The 15,532-nt window shown below is 38.5% G+C and carries 13 protein-coding genes; 7 read left to right on the plus strand and 6 right to left on the minus strand.

The annotated features are described in order from the left end of the window. Positions 1 to 57 precede the first annotated feature (57 nt). The 4 genes from glyS to G4Y78_RS00085 form a co-directional block, all read right to left on the minus strand. Positions 58 to 2,148 carry a glycine--tRNA ligase subunit beta gene (gene glyS, locus G4Y78_RS00070; protein WP_163830659.1) on the minus strand — a complete coding sequence of 697 codons (2,091 nt, stop codon included), beginning with the start codon at positions 2,146 to 2,148 and terminating at the stop codon, positions 58 to 60. Next, on the minus strand, positions 2,148 to 3,101 hold the full coding sequence (gene glyQ, locus G4Y78_RS00075) for a glycine--tRNA ligase subunit alpha (RefSeq protein WP_163830660.1): 954 nt from the start codon (positions 3,099 to 3,101) through the stop codon (positions 2,148 to 2,150). Before glyQ ends, glyS begins: the two co-directional genes overlap by 1 nt. 364 nt (positions 3,102 to 3,465) lie before the next feature. Further along, positions 3,466 to 3,906: a YtoQ family protein gene (locus G4Y78_RS00080; RefSeq protein WP_163830661.1), complete on the minus strand. Its 441-nt coding sequence runs from the start codon at positions 3,904 to 3,906 to the stop codon at positions 3,466 to 3,468. Between the two features lie 208 nt (positions 3,907 to 4,114). Then, positions 4,115 to 5,056 (minus strand): universal stress protein, encoded by a 942-nt coding sequence (locus G4Y78_RS00085; RefSeq protein WP_163830662.1) that lies wholly within the window; start codon positions 5,054 to 5,056, stop codon positions 4,115 to 4,117. A gap of 249 nt (positions 5,057 to 5,305) precedes the next feature. Between G4Y78_RS00085 and G4Y78_RS00090 the strand changes: the two genes are divergently transcribed. Continuing rightward, entirely contained in the window at positions 5,306 to 6,844 is a 1,539-nt protein-coding gene (locus G4Y78_RS00090; RefSeq protein WP_163830663.1) for a flavin-containing monooxygenase, read from the plus strand. Between the two features lie 176 nt (positions 6,845 to 7,020). On the opposite strand, the gene G4Y78_RS00095 is transcribed toward G4Y78_RS00090, so the two are convergent. Beyond that, a complete protein-coding gene (locus G4Y78_RS00095) occupies positions 7,021 to 7,443 on the minus strand; it encodes an arsenate reductase ArsC (RefSeq protein ID WP_163830664.1) in 423 nt (140 codons plus the stop codon). 394 nt (positions 7,444 to 7,837) lie between these two features. On the opposite strand from G4Y78_RS00095, the gene G4Y78_RS00100 reads away from it, so the two are divergent. The 5 genes from G4Y78_RS00100 to G4Y78_RS00120 all read left to right on the plus strand — a co-directional run bounded on the left by G4Y78_RS00100 (position 7,838) and on the right by G4Y78_RS00120 (position 12,773). Next, on the plus strand, positions 7,838 to 8,686 hold the full coding sequence (locus tag G4Y78_RS00100) for a hypothetical protein (RefSeq protein WP_163830665.1): 849 nt from the start codon (positions 7,838 to 7,840) through the stop codon (positions 8,684 to 8,686). Between the two features lie 7 nt (positions 8,687 to 8,693). Continuing rightward, positions 8,694 to 10,451, plus strand: coding sequence for an asparagine synthetase B family protein (locus tag G4Y78_RS00105; RefSeq protein ID WP_163830666.1), 1,758 nt, complete (start codon positions 8,694 to 8,696; stop codon positions 10,449 to 10,451). A gap of 57 nt (positions 10,452 to 10,508) precedes the next feature. Then, positions 10,509 to 11,210 (plus strand): cupin domain-containing protein, encoded by a 702-nt coding sequence (locus G4Y78_RS00110; protein WP_163830667.1) that lies wholly within the window; start codon positions 10,509 to 10,511, stop codon positions 11,208 to 11,210. A gap of 51 nt (positions 11,211 to 11,261) precedes the next feature. Continuing rightward, complete coding sequence (locus G4Y78_RS00115) at positions 11,262 to 11,621, plus strand: PilZ domain-containing protein (protein WP_163830668.1); 360 nt, start codon at positions 11,262 to 11,264, stop codon at positions 11,619 to 11,621. A 198-nt stretch (positions 11,622 to 11,819) separates the two neighbouring features. Beyond that, positions 11,820 to 12,773: an aldo/keto reductase gene (locus G4Y78_RS00120; protein ID WP_163830669.1), complete on the plus strand. Its 954-nt coding sequence runs from the start codon at positions 11,820 to 11,822 to the stop codon at positions 12,771 to 12,773. Between the two features lie 209 nt (positions 12,774 to 12,982). Here G4Y78_RS00120 and G4Y78_RS00125 read toward each other — a convergent pair whose 3' ends face one another. Then, entirely contained in the window at positions 12,983 to 14,128 is a 1,146-nt protein-coding gene (locus G4Y78_RS00125) for a phosphatidate phosphatase App1 family protein (protein WP_163830670.1), read from the minus strand. Positions 14,129 to 14,301: 173 nt separating this feature from the next. Between G4Y78_RS00125 and G4Y78_RS00130 the strand changes: the two genes are divergently transcribed. Further along, complete coding sequence (locus tag G4Y78_RS00130; protein ID WP_163830671.1) at positions 14,302 to 15,462, plus strand: TIGR00266 family protein; 1,161 nt, start codon at positions 14,302 to 14,304, stop codon at positions 15,460 to 15,462. Positions 15,463 to 15,532 lie beyond the last annotated feature (70 nt).

The raw sequence follows: 15,532 nt of genomic DNA on the forward strand, positions 1-15,532 counted from the left end.
ATTACTCTATATTTATTCTCCAATCTCCTTTCGCGATACTCTCGGGAAAGGAGAGCACTATGAAGTTTGTAACAACGAAATATCTGCTACTTTCAAGAACAAATCCCGCAACTGTTGTAATAGTGCGTAACGGTTTTGTCTGACGGCTTTATCGTCTACGTTCACTAACACATCATCAAAGAAGTTATCGACATTTTCTTTAAGCTGGGCTAATAACTCTAATGCCAATGTGTATTGACGATGCTCAAACAGAGGACTCACTTCTTGGGCCATCAAAGCGACTTGATTGGCTAGAACTTTCTCAGCATCTTCCTTTAACAAGCTATCATTGATTGCTGCAGGAATGTCTGCATCACCTTGCTTGGCTAGGATATTGGAAACCCGCTTATTAGCTGCTGCCAAGGCTTCTGCTTCGGGTAATTGGCGGAAGTGCTCAACAGCCTTAACCCGCTGATCGAAATCTAACGGTTGTACAGGGCGTAGCGCTTTAACTGCCATGAACACTTCGACAGGTAGCCCTTCATCCTGATACCAAGCACGGAACCTTTCTAAAATAAAGTCCAGCACGGTATCAACAAGCGAATCAATGGCCGCAAGTTTTACTCCAGCTACTTGGTAGGCACTGATAGATTTTTCTATACAGACCTTTATATCCAGAGATAACTCATTAGTGATAACAATTCTTAACAATCCAAGTGCTGCACGGCGCAGGGCAAAAGGATCCTTGGTTCCAGAGGGGGGCTGGCCGATCCCAAAAATACCAACTAATGTATCAATTTTATCAGCAACTGAAACTGCAGAGCCGGTTAAGGTAGTAGGGACTTGGTCGCCTGAAAACCGGGGCATGTATTGCTCATCGAGTGCAGCTGCAACTTCTGGGTTTTCATCATCATGCTCTGCATAGTAACGGCCCATGATTCCTTGTAGTTCAGGAAACTCCAGCACCATGTCAGTTACCAAGTCAGACTTGGCTAACTCACCAGCACGTTTTGCTAGGCCTACAGCACCACCAATTTGCTCAGCAATATGGCCTGCTAACTGGCTGATGCGGGTCGTTTTATCGTAAACACTACCCAGCTTGGCTTGGAAAATAATTGCTTTTAGCTGCTCACGGCGTTCAACGAGGCTGGTTTTCTTATCGGTATCATAGAAAAAGGCTGCATCTGCCAGGCGTGGTCTGATTACCCGCTCATTACCAGAAATAACTGTCTGAGGGCTAGTGCTTTCAATATTACTGATGGTAATGAAATAGTTAACTAACTTGCCTGCTTTATCTACCACATGAAAATACTTTTGATGCTCTTTCATTGAGGAGATTAATGCTTCAGCTGGCACATTGAGGAATGCTTCATCAAACTTACCGGTTAAGGCCACAGGCCACTCTACTAGAGCAGTAACCTCATCCAGTAAATCTTGTTCAATGACGGCCTTACAGCCCAACTGCTCAGCTTGTTGTTCAACCTGGTGTTTAATTTGTTGCTGGCGCTCTTCGAAGCAGGCAAGCACTTTACCTTGCTTGTTTAACTGACGTACGTAGCTTCTTGGGCTTTCGATACTGATTGGTTCATTATGATGAAAACGGTGGCCATAACTAACCCTGTCTGCTTCAACCCCTAGAATGCTAGTAGGAACAACATGGCTGCCAAATAAAACAGTTAACCACTGCACTGGTCGAACAAACTCTTCGCGGCTGCTACCCCAGCGCATTCGCTTAGGTATCGGCAGGTTGTTCACAGACTTATCCACAGCCTCTGGAAGTAGCTGAACAGTCTCTTTACCAGGTTCTACAGAGCGGTAAACCAACCAAGCATTGTTGCCCTGCTCAAGAGTCTCTAGCTCAGACACTGCAACACCGCAAGAGCGGGCGAAGCCTTCAGCAGCTTTGGTTGGTTTGCCCTCTTTATCATAGGCAGCCTTAAGGCCTGGTCCCTTACGTTCAATCGTGCGGTCTGGTTGTTTATCCACAAGCCCCGTGATTAAAACCGCAAGCCGGCGAGGAGTAGCAAACCACTGGCTGGAATCGTATGTTAGTTGAGCGCCATCCAGTTCTTTGGTAATACCTTCAGCCAGTGCAGTAGCCAATTGCTTAAGTGCTTTTGGAGGTAATTCCTCAGTTCCAATTTCAACCAGAAAGTCTTGGCTTGCCATTATTGCTGCTCCTCTGCCAGTTTCGCCATAACCTCTGCTTTAATCTCTGGATCAGCCAGAGGAAAACCAAGCCGCTTTCTTGCATCAAAGTAAGCTTTAGCTACTTCGCGAGCCAAGGTACGCACCCGCAAAATATAACGCTGACGCTCTGTTACAGAGATTGCGTGGCGAGCATCCAGCAGGTTAAAGGTGTGTGAAGCTTTTAACACAAATTCATAAGCGGGTAAGGGCAGGTTATCTTCAATCATCCGCTTGCTTTCTGCTTCATAAAAATCAAAGTGTTGGAATAAAGTGCCTGTATCTGCTTTTTCAAAGTTGAAGGTGGACATCTCCACTTCATTTTGCATAAACACATCGCCATAAGTGACTTTACCTAATGGACCATCTGTCCATACCAGATCATAGACGTTATCTACATCCTGAATGTACATGGCAAGCCGCTCCAGTCCATAAGTGATTTCACCTGTTACTGGGTAGCACTCAATACCACCTGCCTGCTGGAAGTAAGTAAACTGAGAAACTTCCATACCGTTTAACCAAACTTCCCAGCCTAGGCCCCAGGCACCAAGAGTTGGAGATTCCCAGTTATCTTCTACAAACCGAATATCATGAACTTTGTTATCAACACCAATGGCTTCCAGTGAGCCCAGATAAAGGTCCTGGAAATTTTTTGGGGATGGCTTTATCACCACCTGAAACTGATAATAATGTTGTAGCCGGTTGGGGTTTTCACCGTAGCGGCCATCAGTAGGGCGGCGGCTAGGCTGCACATAGGCTGAACTCCAACGTTCTGGACCAATTGAGCGCAAGAAGGTGGCTGGATGGAAGGTACCGGCTCCTACTTCCATATCCAATGGCTGAAGAATGACACAACCTTGGTTGGCCCAATAGTCCTGCAGTGCGAGAATAAGTCCCTGGAAGGTACTTATGTCTGGCGTATTTTCTGTAGTCACAATGCCACCTCAAATAAGCACTTTTACCCTTCGAGAATGACTTTTAAGCTTCGCTATCTTCGTGTGACCATCAAGGATGTTGGGAATGCAGATCAAGCAGGAACACTTATCTGCCTTCATCCTAGTCACTTATTTGTATATAAGCTCCTAGGGCTTCATTACTCGATGGCCTTGCTTAAAAGCCCTTCACTTTGGCTAAATAATCGAAAAATGAGCAGGATTATAACCCGAATATTTCATCAAAACACGAAATAACAGGGGTTAGCAGCTAAAAAACAGGTGTAGTAGAAAGTTCAGTGGTGGGTGTAAGCCCCTCTTAATCAAGAGGGGCTCAATAAATAACCAGTAAAATAAAACTTGATGCTTACTGACAAATATATAGGAGTATTTCAACAACCTGCTCAGGAGTTTCCGTAACCGCGAGTGCCTGGGCATCTACTTCTTTTAGGGGGTGGGTATGTTCTGGTGAGTGAATAACAATAAGTGACTTGCCTAATGCAACAGCTTGCCCAGCATCAAACGCTGCATTCCATTGTTTGTACTTTTCACCAAACCGAACCACGACAATATCTGCATTGTTAAGCAATTTATTGATACGAATAGCATTGATTTTGCTGGCTTTATGGTCTTTCCAAAATGGCTTATCCTCAGCGCCTAAAATACGGCTGCCTACTTCATCACTGGCTTCGTGATCAGTAACTGGACCAACTAAAGTAATAGGGAGATTGTGCTCTTTAACACCAGCTTTAATTTTATCACGCCAGTCGGTATGTATCTCTCCAGATAAATAGACTGTGTAATTCATAGTATCTCTCCCCATCTTTGACTCGTGAGTGACTGTATACAATTTATACTTATTAATAATTTTAAGATGTGTCCTAAAATCAATACCAAAAATTTGTGTTTAGGACAGCTTAGTTTAATCGGCTCTAAATACAACCCACAAGTCATTTTATGATGATGGGTGAAATTAAAGTTGGGAGGAAATTAATAACATATTTATTTCATTTAGATTATTTAATTTTTTCTGCTTTAAACCCATCTGGTTTAATAGCTAGAATTGAACAGCTGGTTTCACTCAATACATTCTCTGCCGTATTACCAATAACATAACCTGCTAACCCAGTGCGCCCTACTGTTCCCATAACAATCATGTCTATATTTAACTCTTCAGCAACTCTATGAATCTCTTCTGATGCTTTACCTTTGACTAAATGGGGAAATACTCCATCACGCTCTAACTGTTGAGTAATAAGTAAATCATGTAATGCCTTTTCATTTTCTGTGCGTGTTTTGGTAAGCAACTGGTCTATTTCATCTTCAGCCATGTTTATAAATGGGCCTCGCAGGCGCTCTTCACCATACAGGCTCCATACCTGTAAAATATGCAATTGGGCATCTTCCATTTGGCTAATGCTGTCGGCATAATCAAGCAGTTTGCGGTTTAGTTTAACTCTTTCTGGGTCATCAAATTCTGAATCAACTGCTACTAGAACTTTATTAATTTTTCCTGGGTGCCTTTCATTGTCGACTATCAACCAAACAGGAACGGAAGATTTTCTTAATAAATGCAAATCATCACCAGTTAAACGCCGTCGACTAAAATTAACAAAAGGGTCAGCCATTTTAATCACTAGATCAAAGTTTTGTTCTTGCACCATTTTTAATATTTCGATATAGGATTTACCCCAGCGAATTTCTGTGGAAACTGAACGGACGTTGGCTTTTTCAGCTTGGTCTTTGAAGTCATTTAAAATTTCTTGTAGCTGCTTGGTAAATAGCTCTTTAAGCTTACCAAGCATCGTTTTTTCAGCAAAACGAGTAATAGGATCATCAATGGCTATAATAGTTAACTTTGCATCGTTAGCTAATGCTAATTCGATTGCTTTAATAAACTCATCACTGCTGTAATGAGTATGAGTGATGGCAACAAGGATATTTGTAAACTCCTTCATTGGTAGCTCCTTACAAGTAGCGTGATGAATTATTATTTCTCAGTATACCCTACCTTGAGTATGGTTATAGCAAAAATTAACAAATTCAGTAGGAGAGGACTACCAGTAGTTTAAGATATAAATATATTATATTTGAGTTGCTATTACATGACTATTTTAAGACAATAAATTTTATTCATAAACACTATATAACTATCTACTTAATTGATATAAAGTCTTATTTTTATCTGTTTTAGGTGGGTTTTATTCATGAACAAGGATGTTTGTGTTATAGGAGCTGGTATTTCGGGCTTATGTACTTTAAAGGAATTATTGGAACAAAATCATAACGTTACCTGCTATGAAGCAGCACATACCATTGGTGGAGCCTTTAAGACTGCTTGTGAAGGAGGTAAAGCTTATCGCACAATGCAGTTAACTATATCTAACTATTTTATGGCTTATTCATCATTCCCCCCTCGTATTGTTGAAAATCGGTGCTACTGGTCTGCTCAGGAATATATCAACTACCTCAATGAATATACCTGTTATTTCAAGTTGACTGAACACATTAAGTTTAACCATCAAGTTATCAACATTAACACCGAAACTGAACTTCCAACAATAACAGTACAAAATGATAGTGGGGTGATGGAAACCAGAGTATTTGATTATGTAGTTATCTGTAGTGGTGCTAATGCAAGTGAGTATATACCTGAATTTAATGGGCAGGAAAATTATACTGGGCAAATTATCCATTCTTCAATGTTTGATCAGTATAATTATCAGGGTAAACGAGTACTTTGCATTGGGCTTGGAGAGACAGGCAGTGATGTTTGCCATTTAATCGCACAACAAACAGATAGTTGTACAGTTGCGGTCAGAAATCTGCCCTCAGTAGTAAGACGTTATGCCCATAATCATACTAATGATGCGTTAACAACCAAGATTCTTGGGGCGGCAGGTAAAGCGGGAGTTGACTGGTTTATGAAATATCAGGCGGCTATAAAATTAAAATTTAGCAAAAAATATAGTAAAAAGGAACGTTGTTACTTTAAATTAATTAAAGATCAAAAAGGAGGTTTTAGTGATAGATTTTTAACTAAAAACGATGTTTTTATTGAAGATATAGTTAGTGGCAAGTTAACCATGAAACAATCTGAAATTATAAACATTGACGGTAATGTCGTTACTTTTTGTGATGGAACGACAGACTGTTTTGATTTTATTGTGTGCAATACAGGTTATAAAAATAACTTCTCATTTATTGATTGTAATCATCTGCTGAGCAATGTACGAGATCTGTTCAAGCATATGCTACACCCACAACTACAAACAAAGTTAGCTTTAATTGGCTGGGCTAGGCCGACTCAGGGTGGCGTACCTGTTATGTCAGAAATGCAGGCACGTTATTTGGCGTTGTTGTTAGCAGGTAAAAAACCTTGGTTGATGCTGCAACAGTTAAATAGTCGTATAGAGCAAGATAGGCTCTATGAAGAAAGCTTTTTTAAAAAAAATATCTTGCTAAAATCACTGGTTGATTATCATCAATACATGCGCGAAATGGCTGGTTTAATTGGTTGCCAACCAAACCATCAACTCCTTAAAAGACCTGGGTTATTATTAAAGTACTGGTATGGCTCCCACTTATCTTATTTTTACCGACTACAAGGGCCAGGTGCTCAACCAGAAAAAATGAAAGCCATCATTAATGCCTTGCCTGTGGCACAGACTTGGCGAAGGAGTGTGGTACTATCCCTAATTGCAATAATTAACAGCATAAGAAAGAAGTTGGTTTTAAAAGGTTAAGCGATATCAGAGGATTAGACTATAACAACCTATTCTAGCAGGGTGGTAAATTTGGAGAAGTCGGCATGCTTACCTTTAGCTTAATAAATTCCTACAAGATAGCGGCAAGGAATGTTAAAAGTAAATAGCTTATCTCAAAGAAAACAGCTCTTTTTATTCAAAGTGAAAGATATATTTTATGTCAAAATCATATCTATTTTTTTAATAAATTGTTTAATTTCATCACATACTTTTCGATAGCAGTTCAGTGCTTCTTCTTGATTTGACGTTTTGGCTGCCAGTTTGGGTGGGTCTTCGAAGCTATGGTGGATTAACTTGGTTCTTGCTGGGAGCATTGGACATACTTTGTTAGCATGGTCACAAACGGTAATAACATATTCAAACTGACTTTCTGGTAATTGATCAATCGTTTGAGACAGTTGTTGGCTAATATCGACACCTGCTTCTGCCATGACTTGAACTGCATAGTGATTTAGCCCATGAGCTTCAATACCAGCTGAGTAAGCTTTGAAGTCATTCGGTCTTAAGAGCTTTAAACAGCCTTCAGCCATCTGGCTACGGCATGAATTGCCAGTACATAAAAATAGAACACGTGTCATACTTGGATGAGTCCTGCTAGGCTATAAATGGTAGTACAGTAAAGGCAAAATATATACTCATAGTGAAGGGTAGTTTAGGTTAAGTCATCTGAACGATGAAGCCTTAGAAATTCAGATGACCTAAATAAAAGGTGTTCAGTGATAGTAAAAAAGCCAAACCAGTTTGACTGTATCAAATTGGAATAACTTTAGCTGGCCGAAGCTAAATGCCAGGAAGGCATTTATAGAATTCATTCACGAAGAGCATTTCATTTTTATTAAAAAATGGTAGCAAGGGCACAACACAATGATTTGTCCATCATGTGAACGTTTTTTAAAAGGGTATAACACACAGTGTTCATGTGGCTATAAGTTTGTGTTTCGAGCTAAAACAGAACCATTTAATGACAACAAGATGAAAAAACTAGAATTGAGGGCTAGTGCTTTCAATACTCGCTATTTTACTAAGAACATGTTGTACAGTGTGTTTTTAAAAGCATCAGCCAAGTCGCTTATTGCACCTCTAATTTTAGTGATAGTTTTTTGTGGTATTTTTTCTGTAATATTTATTGGATTCTTGTCTTATATTGGATTAATTATTGCTGTATTTATTTTTGTGATAGCAATTAAACTAATGATTAAAGCCAATAAACCAATGAGTATAGAAGATTTTTCTGACTACTATAAACGTTGGGTAAGTACTAGAAGAAATAATGATTATTTGGTTAATAAAACAAAGTTGAAAAGCCCTCCAGATAAATACCAGGAAACTGATATTTTTGATTATGGAGCTGACCGTATAGTTGTAGTTGATGATCCTTTATTTGTAGATTGTTTAATATTAAATGATGAGCATATGCGCTCAAAGGCCTTGATTGTATCACAAGATGGTTATCCTCATTATTTGAAAGAACAGTTTAAGAAATTATTAGAGCAGGCTGATAACTTACCTGTGATTTTATTACATGGCACTAATCAAAATAAGCAAAATATGGTGCAGGCAATTGAAAGTAATTTCAATGTTAAGTTAGCCGAAAAACAAGTATATGATATAGGTTATTATGAGGAACAAATAAAACAGACTAAATCTCTATATAAGAGAATGAGAATAACAAAATGTGCCGTAGATATGTTGCCTTACCCACTTTCTACGCAATTAATGAGTAAAGATAAATCACAACTACAAGATATGTTGGTATTGGGAGCTACAGCCGCTGCTACATCTGCTTATGTAAACTTTTCTTTTGCTGATGACTTTGGGTAAAATATATATGACAGGGCTTGTCGGTTATTTTGGTATGCAGCCTAGTGAAATAATTCAAAGAATGGCTCACCAATTAGAACATCGTTTTAATAATGGTTTACAACAAGTAACATCAGATTTATTTACAGCAGCTGTTGGTTCAACTCCTGAACATGCTAATCAAAATTATCATGTAGGGGTATGGAGAAAAGACCATTTGATTGTAATAATAAATGGATTTTTTACAGGTGAGTCTTATAATACAAAGCCACAAGATATGATAGCAAGTTATTTTCGTAATGGGGTAAACGAAATATGTAATCTAGAAGGCGCTTTTATTATTATTTTATATGATAAACAGTCTGATACGGGCTACTTAATAAGAGATGGTGCAGGTCAAAAAACGATATATTTTAGCCAACTAAACCATAGTTTGTTTTTTTCCGTTGAACCAAAAGCTATTCACCAGTTACCAATTTTCTCACCACAAATTAATAGTGCTGCACTGGCTCAATATCTTAGTTTTAGCTTTGTACCTGGCTGTAATACTATGCTTGAAGGGTTATATGAACTACCTGCGGGTCATTATCTTACCTGGAGCAATAATCAATATTCATTAAAGCGTTATTTTATTTTTGAACAGGAGGTTGCTAAACAAAATCTACAATATCAAGATGTTGATAACTCATCCAGACAGTTTAAAAAATTATTAGCTTCAGCAGTACTAGATAGATTACCCGTTAATAGAGAACTAGGTGTTTTTTTATCTGGTGGATTAGATTCCAGTGTAGTAACTGCAGAGCTGGCGAGTTTATATCCGAAAAAAATTGATACATTTTCGATCCATTTTGGAAAGAAATACCCAAATGAGTTGGAATATGCAAAAAAAGTTGCTGATAAACATGGTACTCATCATCACGAAGTTTATATTAAGCCTAAGCATTTCCTGCGCCGCTTAAGAAATATTATTTGGCTGTTGGATGACCCTATTGGCGATCCTATAACTGTACCTAATTTTGAGCTAGCTAAATATGCCAGTAACTATAGCCAGTGGATTTTTAATGGTGAAGGTGGTGATCCATGTTTTGGTGGACCAAAGAATTATGGAATGTTGTTAAGTCACTGGTATGGAACTGATTTGGCGGGAATAGCTAGGCAAACACGAGAAGTAGTTTATCTAAAATCATTTCAGCGTGCTTATGATGAGTTGGATAAATTGTTGACCCCAGATGTAAAGCGGCTGTTTTCTCATGAAACAGACTTGGTAGGCGTGCTATCACCATTTTTTAATACCACAATGCCTGATACTTTGTTAAACAAACTCATGGCAATGAATATTCGCCTAAAAGGTGCACACTTAATTTTACCAAAAGTTGAACGTATGTTGCAGGCTAATAATTTACATGAGCTTTCACCTCTGTTCGACGAGCGAATTGTACGGTTCAGTTTCCGTTTACCAGGTAACCAAAAAATAAGCCATGGTGATGAAAAGCTGGTAATGAAGCGCGCTTATCAATCCCTATTACCAGAAGCTGTAATCAATAGACCAAAAAGTGGTATGCGTGTACCTGTTCAATTTTGGTGTCAAGGCGAAATGAAGCGATATATAAAACATATCTTTTCCAAAAAGGAAGTAACCCAAGCAGGTATTTTTAATTACGAAAGGCTTAAGCAATTAATAAACTATGATACAGGGGAACATAACGGCCGGTTTGGCATTAAACTATGGATGCTATTAAGCTTTGAAATATGGCGAAGATTAGTGATAGAAAAACAAACTATTTAGATCATTAATTATCTATTTTGTAGTATTAATTATTTGTGAAGAGTAGGAGTATAAAACATGGAAGATGTAATAATTTGGAATGACTATTTTGGTTTATTGTTTGATGACAGTAAAGGTAACTTCCCTTCACGATTATTTGGCTATCAAACTTTCGATAAAAATCAACCTGTTGCAGTACAAATAGATAATGCTGGCGCCTGCTTTGGTTATATTCATTCAGGCCAGTTAACAATATTGGATAATTTAGTCAGCTGGCAGTTGCAGCGTGAGCAGTGGTTTCACCTACCTGCGGGTTGTCAGTTGATATTACAACCTTTTTCCAAAGTGGTTATTTGTCAGCGGCTTGGTTATAGAGGCATGCATGTGATGGGAGGGCCTATTGAGCAAACGGGGAGGCTTCGTTATATAGATGGTTGCACAGATTCATTGCTTTGCAGTCCCCCTCTGGAGGGTGATCCTTGTTTAAACTTGCTGCATTTTCCACCTAATATTATCCAAACCCAACATACTCACCCCAGCATGCGAGCAGGAATTATTGCAAGAGGAAGTGGGGTATGTTGCACAGCTAAAGATGCAATTGATTTACAGGAAGGAATGGTATTTATGATTCCAGCAGGTGCCATACACCACTTTAAAACAATAAGGCAACAAAGTATGGATGTAATTGCTTATCATCCGGATAGTGACTGGGGACCCACCCATGAAGAACATCCAATGATTAATCGTACTTGGGTGGATGGTAGAAAAATAACGCATTAATCATGAAATAATAGTCATGTGAGAAGGGTATATAAATTTGGAGTTAGTGCGATGGAAAAGTTAAAGCTAAATGATCATCGGCGTTACCCTCGTGTAAAAGTACAATGGCCAGGTGTTATTAAATACCGTGATCATGTTATTAATGTAACAGCAGTTGATATTTCCGTACAAGGAATAATGGCTGTTTCATCTTTCAAAGTGAAACCAAATCAGCATGTTATGTTGATATTAAATTGCGATTTTAATGAAAAAAAAGCTGTCATTTATGCTAAAACTAGAGTGAAGCAAATTAGAGTAAGCCATTTTAAATATAATTTGATATTAGCTTTTGAAGAAATTTCACCAAAATTTAGAGATTTAATATCGGATTTTATATCAGCTAACCTGCAGGCTGACTATCTACCTAACTAAAAGTTAGTAAATGCTTATCATATAAGCATGATATGCTAATTACCTATCAAAACTGTGACTATATAGTGAGTTTTACTGCAGAAGGTGTATATACTAATTGAGAATGATTTTTATTTCATTTAAGATGAGGTTATTTTAAGATTAAGAAAATATACATTGCGAGTGAGAAGGCAGTAACTAATAAGGGGTTAGCTCATTATGAAAACAGAAATGGTAGATGGTGATAGTAGTATTCCTTTGGTAGGGCTAGGGACTTGGCTGGCAGCGCCAGGAGAAGTATATACTGCTACAAAAAATGCAATAGAAATGGGCTATCGTCACATTGATTGTGCACCGGTTTATAATAATGAAACTGAGATAGGTGCTGCGTTAACTGATAGTATGAAGTCTGGCATAGTTACTCGTGAACAAATGTGGATAACGTCCAAACTATGGAACAATGCCCATGCACCAGAAGATGTTATACCTACTATAAAGCAAACACTAACTGATCTTAACTTAGATTACATAGATTTATATTTGATTCATTGGCCTGTAGTACATCGCAAGGAAGTAGTTATCCCCAAAACAGCAGATGATTTTATTCCACTGGATGGTCTACCAATTAGTGACACATGGCAACAGTTAGAAAAAGCAGTTGAGTTAGGCTTGTGTCGAAATATTGGTGTTGCCAATTTTAGTATAAATAAATTGCAAAAACTGATTGATAGCGCTCGTATTAAACCTTTTGCTAACCAGATTGAGTTGCACCCATACCTACAGCAAAATAACATGCTGAAATTTTGTTGGCAGAATAATATTCACCTTACTGCTTTTTCCCCTTTAGGCTCTTTTGGCCGCCCTGATATGATAAAGCAGCCGAATGAACCCATTTTGTTAAAAGATCCAATTATCTGCGCTATTGCGAATCGAATGAATATATCCCCTGCACAAGTGGTGTTAGCCTGGGCTCTTCAACGAGGGACTTCTGTCATCCCAAAATCGATTAACCCACTAAGAATGCAGCAAAATTTAAGAGCTAATGAGATATACTTAGATGAAGAAGCCAAACAGCAAATTGCTGGTTTGGATAAACATTATCGATATGCATCAGGCGGCTTTTGGACGATTGAAGGAAGCCCTTATACGATGAAAAATATTTGGGATGAATAAAATTAAAGTGCTATTTATTTTAAAAATTGATATTCAAATAGTGTTAACAGGCCTTAGTAAAACTAATATCACTTAGTTGAGTGTTGAGGCTTCTCCTGATCAGGTTGCGGATAGTTTAACATACGATAGTTCTGAAATAATATTTATTGTCAAGCTCTGTTGTCGAATAAAATTTTGACAACAGAGTTAGCTGACGGTATTTAAACTAATCACTTGTTTTTTATTAGGAGTTTTACTTCTTGTGGACTAATAAACAGTTGCCACTTATCTACTGCTACATTAGAAAAAGCTTTTTTATAACGGCTGTCTGTTGTTGAAGAGTTATCTACATTGCGAATAAGTATTTTGGTTATTTGCTCAGGGTACTTTCGCATTAATTCACCATAAACCTCTGGATCCTGCTCGCCACTGTCACCTACTAAAATGAAGTGTCGTTTAGGATAGGCTTGTAAAATAGGTTCAATTTGTTGTGGTTTGGTTTCAGTGCCTTTTTTAAATAGATTAAATATGGTTTCATCTTTAAAGCGGATATTTTTTAAACTGTAGCTTGCCCAGGGATAACCAGCAGTTTTAGCGAATTCAACTAATGGTTGATACAAATGCCATGGGCTGGAAGAGACAAAGTGAAACATGGCGCCTTGCTGTGACCAGTTTTGATATAAAGCAGACATACCCTTCACAGCTATGAAATCCTGGAAAAAAGTATAATCCATTAAAGCAGTATGATCAGTCACTTGAGAGACCTTTACAGTGTCGTCAATATCACTGATAACTGATATTCCTTCTGGACTTACGAGCGCTACTTTGCCTGAAAAGCGTCGCTGGTCTTGCGAGCTTAAAATTGCATAAAAATCAAGTTGACCATTTTCTTTAATATGGTCAACTTGAGGCTTCGTGAGAGTGATAATTCCTTTAAAGTGCCCATTGGCTGCAGATTTAGGCAAGGCATAACGCTGTTTTCCTATAACGATGATAACCTGTTTATTTCTTTCGTTATCGGCAATCAATAGATTAACGCGCTTAGCAAAATTATTTTCACTGTGTTTGGACGTGGCTTTCAGGTTGTATTTGGCTTGTAAAGTTTTTGCGATTATCTGTTTGCGGACCATACTTTCTTCTGGCTCATAAACCCAACCATGAATAGGGATGTGCCATAATTGTAATGTCTCATCATACCAGGCAGAGGTGTGGAAAAACTGTATAGTTTCATCAGGCTTAATATTGGAAACTAAATGATCATTCACCAAAGTGGCTGAGCTACCAGTGGGAGCTGTATAACCTAAGGGAGCAAACCATGCAGAGCAACTATAAATAGCTAACACTAGTGTTGTATATAGCTTGTTGGTATTAAACATAGTGATTACCTAAAAACTCTTTATTACTGTGGCTGTCATAAGCTTGAATAATGAAGATATAAGACAACTTGTGTGAAGCTGGTTTGTGCTCATACAATGTACAAAATGCCTGTAAAAGTGTTGTTGCTATTTTAGCATTATGATTTAACCAAACCCACGTTAGGAGGCGGCTTGTGAATCAATGGTACTTTTCGATAGATGGAAAACAGTCAGGGCCTATTGATGATGCTATGGCTAAGGTAATAGTAAGAGAAAACCCTGGTTCCTATTGTTGGAGGCAAGGTTTTAGTGATTGGTTACCAGTGTACGAAGTACCTGAATTACGTCGTATGAAAAAGGATGGGGTTACACCTTTTCCACCACCACCTGCTAACATGATGTCACCTAAACCTACTTCATTACCTCAAGTAGCAGGACAAGTATCTGCCCCAGTTAGTCAATCAACAGTACAATCACAACCACTGGCTAAGTCACAGCCTTCAAACCAAACTATTACCCAGTCTACTCATGCATCAGCAGGTTTTGGAAGTGCACAACATACTGAAGGTATTGATTACAAAATATACGGTACAGAAACTCAGTTTGTAGAGTTAGAGCTAGACCCAAAAGAAAGTGCTGTCGCCGAAGCTGGTGCCATGATGTATAAAACATCAGGCGTAGAAATGGAAACAATCTTTGGTGATGGTAGCCAACAGCAAGGCTCAGGCTTTATGAATCAATTACTGGGTGCTGGCAGGCGTTTGATAACAGGGGAAAGTTTATTTACGACAGTTTTCACTCAAACTGGTTCTGGCAAGGGACGGGTTGCTTTTGGTGCACCATTTCCTGGTACTATTTTGCCGATTGCTTTATCGGACTATCATGGAAAATTAATTTGTCAAAAAGATAGCTTTTTAGCTGGTGCTAAGGGGGTCGAGATAGGCCTTCATTTTCAAAAGAAAATATTAACTGGTTTATTTGGTGGCGAAGGATTTATTTTACAGAAGCTGGAAGGAGATGGATTGGTATTTGTCCATATGGGAGGTACTGTCCACAAAATAGAATTGGGTGTAGGCGAAACATTACATGTGGACACTGGTTGTTTAGCTGCAATGACAGAAAGTGTGGATTACGATATTCAGCGGGCAGGTGGTATTAAAACCATGTTATTTGGCGGAGAAGGCTTCTTTTTTGCCACTTTGAAAGGTCCTGGTACGGTTTGGTTGCAAAGCTTACCATTCTCCAGATTAGCTGGCAGAATGTTGGCAGCTGCACCGGGTGGGGGTGGTCGCTCTCAAGGTGAAGGGTCTCTGCTCGGTGGTTTAGGTGATATATTTGGCGACAGTGGTCGTTAGTAGTTCATACGTAAAATGGAGGCAACATCATTATCCGTTCAATGAGATCAAATATTATAATTAAACTTTT

The organism is Spartinivicinus ruber (assembly GCF_011009015.1).
In the GTDB taxonomy this organism is placed as follows: Bacteria; Pseudomonadota; Gammaproteobacteria; order Pseudomonadales; family Zooshikellaceae; genus Spartinivicinus; species Spartinivicinus ruber.

Bases quoted from the DNA above. Each gene is read 5' to 3' on its own strand.
- G4Y78_RS00105 (WP_163830666.1), top strand. From the start codon at position 8,694: ATGACAGGGCTTGTCGGTTATTTTGGTATGCAGCCTAGTGAAATAATT.
- glyS (WP_163830659.1), bottom strand. From the start codon at position 2,148: ATGGCAAGCCAAGACTTTCTGGTTGAAATTGGAACTGAGGAATTACCT.
- G4Y78_RS00100 (WP_163830665.1), top strand. From the start codon at position 7,838: ATGAAAAAACTAGAATTGAGGGCTAGTGCTTTCAATACTCGCTATTTT.
- G4Y78_RS00120 (WP_163830669.1), top strand. From the start codon at position 11,820: ATGAAAACAGAAATGGTAGATGGTGATAGTAGTATTCCTTTGGTAGGG.
- G4Y78_RS00115 (WP_163830668.1), top strand. From the start codon at position 11,262: ATGGAAAAGTTAAAGCTAAATGATCATCGGCGTTACCCTCGTGTAAAA.
- G4Y78_RS00125 (WP_163830670.1), bottom strand. From the start codon at position 14,128: ATGTTTAATACCAACAAGCTATATACAACACTAGTGTTAGCTATTTAT.
- G4Y78_RS00090 (WP_163830663.1), top strand. From the start codon at position 5,306: ATGAACAAGGATGTTTGTGTTATAGGAGCTGGTATTTCGGGCTTATGT.
- G4Y78_RS00110 (WP_163830667.1), top strand. From the start codon at position 10,509: ATGGAAGATGTAATAATTTGGAATGACTATTTTGGTTTATTGTTTGAT.
- G4Y78_RS00085 (WP_163830662.1), bottom strand. From the start codon at position 5,056: ATGAAGGAGTTTACAAATATCCTTGTTGCCATCACTCATACTCATTAC.
- G4Y78_RS00095 (WP_163830664.1), bottom strand. From the start codon at position 7,443: ATGACACGTGTTCTATTTTTATGTACTGGCAATTCATGCCGTAGCCAG.
- G4Y78_RS00080 (WP_163830661.1), bottom strand. From the start codon at position 3,906: ATGAATTACACAGTCTATTTATCTGGAGAGATACATACCGACTGGCGT.